Below are 3,168 nucleotides of genomic sequence, written 5' to 3'. Positions count from 1 at the left end.
GCCGCCGCCCGACTTCTGGTAGGCGTCAGCCCACTTCGTGTAGATCGGTGCTGCGAAGGTGCTGCCCGCGCCGGTGATGTCTGCGGCTTGCGCTGCGATCGCGAAAAGCGCGCCAGCGACGCCAGCGAACACGGTTTGCATCAATTTCATGAGACCTCCAAGGGTGTGAGCGGTGTGAGCGAATAACACGAACACCGCGAAGCTTAGGGTCTCTTTGTGACAGTAACGTGACTAATCGTGAAACGGATGTGACAGTAAGATTACCAGGGTGAAAGGCGTTTGCACGGACAAATTGCAGGTTTGGCGGCGTTGCGGGCACCGCTCTACAGATTAGGCGAAAAAGATGGGGCGCGAACGTTTGCGTGCGGGGAGAGGGGTGCGGGAGGCAGTTTTGATGGGTCGCTGGCAGCTTCGCCAGCTAGCGGCGCGAGGATGGAGTACTTGCCCCTCTTCGCGGGACGACGGCGGGGCAATCCCGGCCGGCGCCTGTTGCCCGCCCTCGGGCGGCCTGTGGCGGGACACGTTGCTTGCCGCCCGCCGCTGTCGTATTTAGCGGCGGGAAGGCGTTATGACGCCGTCGTTTTTTGCCTCCCCGGCTAGCCGCGTGGCTTAGGCCGTAGCTTGCTTGACCGCGCTGGCAATCGCGTCGGAATGACGAACCGCGTCGTCGACGTTTTCCGCTTCGACCATCACGCGTAGAACAGGCTCGGTGCCCGAAGCGCGAATGAGCACACGGCCGCGACCGTTCAGCGCTTCCTCGGCCTTGCTGATGGCGCTGCGGATCGCGTCGCTGCCCTTCCAGTCGGCGCCGGGCTGCATCCGCACGTTGATCAGCTTCTGCGGGAACAGCGTCACGCCATGGAGCAGCTCGGCGAGCGTTTTGTCGCTGCGCTTCATCGCGGCCAGCACCAGCAGGGCGGACACGATGCCGTCGCCGGTCGAATGGCGGTCAAGGGAGAGAATATGACCGGAGCCTTCTGCGCCCAGTTGCCAGCCGTGCTCACGCAACTGCTCGAGCACGTAGCGGTCGCCCACCGCCGCGCGGACAAACTTCACGCCGGCTTGCTGCAGCGCGACTTCGACCGCCATGTTGGTCATCAGGGTGCCGACCGCGCCTTCCACCTTGCCGTCGGTCGCCATCCGGTCCTTGACCAGCACGTACAGCAGTTCGTCGCCGTTATACAGGCGCCCTGCCGCGTCCACGACCTGCAGCCGGTCGGCGTCGCCGTCGAGTGCGATACCGAGGTCCGCGTGGTTCGCGCGCACCGCGCGCACCAACGCGTCCGGAGCGGTCGCGCCCACGCCGTCATTGATGTTGAAACCGTTCGGCGCAACGCCGATAGGAATCACATCGGCGCCGAGTTCGTGGAATACATGCGGCGCGACGTCGTACGCGGCGCCGTGCGCGCAATCGACCACCAGCTTCAGGCCGCGCAAGTCGAACGCTGCCGGAAAGGTGCTCTTGCAAAATTCGATGTAGCGGCCGGCCGCATCGTCGAGGCGCCGCGCCTTGCCGAGTTGCTCGGACGCCGCGCAGGCGAGCGGCAGATCGAGTTGTTCTTCGATCTGCAATTCCACTTCGTCGGGCAGCTTGTTGCCGTCGGCGGAGAAGAATTTGATGCCGTTGTCGTAATACGGGTTGTGGGATGCGCTGATCACCACGCCCGCGGCGAGCCGCAATGCGCGCGTCAGATAGGCGATGCCCGGGGTCGGCATCGGCCCGGCCAGCATGACGTCGACGCCCGCCGCCGAAAAGCCCGCTTCGAGCGCGGCTTCGAGCATATAGCCCGACACCCGTGTGTCCTTACCGATCAGCACCGTGGGGCGCGTGCCCGTCTTCGCCCAGCGATCCGCGCCCGCGAGCACCTTGCCGGCGGCGTAGCCGAGCCGCAATACAAACTCCGGCGTAATCGGCCCTTCGCCAACCTTGCCTCGAATCCCGTCCGTTCCGAAATAACGACGTGCCATGTTTTATCTTCCTCCTTGGCTTGTGGACTCAGCCGCGCGCGCGGCGATGATTCGCCGCGTCGCGCATGGCCGCCCATACTTTCAATGCATCCACTGTTTGCGCGACGTCGTGCACGCGCAGAATTGCCGCGCCGCGTTCGGCGGCACACACCGCTGCGGCGATGCTGCCCGCGACGCGCTCTGGCGCCGGGCGTCCGACTACCGCGCCGACCATCGACTTGCGCGACATGCCGGCGAGAATGGGGTACGGCGGTTCGGCCTGCGGCGCCGTGTCCGGCAGATGCGCGAGCAGCGCGTAATTGTGTTCGACCACCGCCTTGCCGAAACCAAAGCCCGGATCCACGCTGATACGCGCACGGGCGATGCCCGCCTGCTTCAGGGTGGCCACCCGTTCTTCGAGAAACTGCCGAACCTCGCTCACCACGTCGTCATAGGCGGGCTCACCGAGTTGCATGGTCTGCGGCTCGCCAAGCATGTGCATCACGCACAGACCGCATTCACTGTCGCGAACGGCGTCGACCGCACCGGGCATGCGGAAGCCCCAGATATCGTTGATCAGGTCGGCGCCCGCGGCCAGCGCGTGGCGCATCACTTCCGGCTTGTAGGTATCGATCGACAGCGGCACATTCGCGCCGTGCAGTTGTTCGAGCAGCGGGATCACCCGCTCCAGTTCTTCGTCGAGCGGCACCGGCGGTGCACCCGGGCGCGTCGATTCGCCGCCGATGTCGATGATGTCCGCACCGTCGAGCAGCATGCACTCGGCCTGGCGCAGCGCATCGCCACGCATTGCGTATTGGCCTCCGTCGGAAAAAGAATCGGGCGTGACGTTCAGGATGCCCATGACCAACGGGCGTTCAAAGGTCAGCTTGAAGCGGCCGCATTGCAGCGGTTCGGGGGTGGGGAAAAAAGGAAATTCGACTTTTGACACGTAGCGGTCAATCACGTAAAACGGATAAACGCAAAACGGGCCGGTGTGAAACACACCGGCCCGCACTTTTTACTGATCGCCTATCAGGCCGGCGCGGTCGCGCTGCCTGGCTTGACCTCAGTGCCCGGGCTGCCGCCCGAGGAGGCGTCGCTTGCCGGCGGCGGCGAGCTCTTCGGCGAACGCGGCGGACGGCCTGCCATGATGTCGTTGATCTGATCAGCGTCGATCGTTTCCCACTCCATCAGTGCGGCGGTCATCGCTTCGACCTTGTC

At 64.7% G+C, this 3,168-nt stretch carries 3 protein-coding genes and 1 pseudogene; all 4 read right to left on the bottom strand.

Annotated features, from left to right (window positions below; genetic code table 11):
- Positions 1-150 (bottom strand): annotated as a pseudogene (locus VFE81_RS17900) (phosphate ABC transporter substrate-binding protein PstS); the annotation flags it as partial.
- A 459-nt stretch (positions 151-609) separates the two neighbouring features.
- Positions 610-1,968, bottom strand: coding sequence for a phosphoglucosamine mutase (gene glmM / locus VFE81_RS17895; RefSeq protein WP_325045869.1), 1,359 nt, complete (start codon positions 1,966-1,968; stop codon positions 610-612).
- A gap of 28 nt (positions 1,969-1,996) precedes the next feature.
- On the bottom strand, positions 1,997-2,896 hold the full coding sequence (gene folP, locus VFE81_RS17890; RefSeq protein ID WP_325045868.1) for a dihydropteroate synthase: 900 nt from the start codon (positions 2,894-2,896) through the stop codon (positions 1,997-1,999).
- A gap of 83 nt (positions 2,897-2,979) precedes the next feature.
- The coding region (locus VFE81_RS17885; protein WP_325045867.1) for a hypothetical protein at positions 2,980-3,168 on the bottom strand (189 nt) is incomplete at its 5' end.

It is taken from the genome of Paraburkholderia sp. (assembly GCF_035656215.1).
Taxonomy (GTDB): domain Bacteria; phylum Pseudomonadota; class Gammaproteobacteria; order Burkholderiales; family Burkholderiaceae; genus Paraburkholderia.
Note: the sequence above shows the minus strand (reverse complement) of the source record. Positions and strands in the feature narration are given on the sequence as shown.